Source organism: Luteolibacter pohnpeiensis, assembly GCF_016595435.1.
Taxonomy (GTDB): Bacteria; Verrucomicrobiota; Verrucomicrobiia; order Verrucomicrobiales; family Akkermansiaceae; genus Luteolibacter; species Luteolibacter pohnpeiensis.
The window spans coordinates 1-571 of record NZ_JAENIJ010000184.1; the positions used below are offsets into that span (position 1 = coordinate 1).

At 50.8% G+C, this 571-nt stretch carries 1 protein-coding gene; it reads left to right on the forward strand.

The features are described from left to right. Positions 1 to 49: 49 nt before the first annotated feature. Positions 50 to 571, forward strand: a 522-nt coding sequence (locus JIN85_RS20885; protein ID WP_200274494.1) for a PEP-CTERM sorting domain-containing protein, incomplete at its 3' end; no start/stop codon positions are given.

The following is a 571-nucleotide window of genomic DNA, read 5'->3' on the forward strand; positions in this document are numbered from 1 at the left end:
GATCCTGCTCAGTATTCTCAGTTCGATCTGCCTCTTAACTGGCAGCACGATGGCAGCCACAATTGTCGACAACACCAATGCCACGGATACCTCTGCCGGCACCTTCGACTATGGTCAGTCATTTTTTGTTCCCTCTGGCTCAGCCTGGAACAACATCATCGTCAACTTTTGGGAAACGGCAGGCGCTCCAGCCACCGATTCGTTCGCGGTAGGAACCCTCTACCTTTTGGACTCGGAATACTTGGGCAACCAAGCTGATCTAAGCCCCTCGACTCCTGGTTTCATCGCCCAAACATCGGCCACAGGCGGTGGGGTTTGGGAATTTTCATCGAGCATTACCATTTCTCCAAATACTCAGTATTGGATCTACACGCAGGGTATCGAGATTACCCCGGTCGCATTCAACAGTGAAAACAACTATGCCGATGGGATCGCTTATCAGGATGTTGGATTTGGATATACAGCCGTCCCTGAATCAGATCTGGCGTTTACGGTAAGCGGAACAGCTGTAGTTGTTCCTGAACCAAGTTCAGCACTGCTTCTTGGAATCGGAGCACTCTGCTTCACGAAG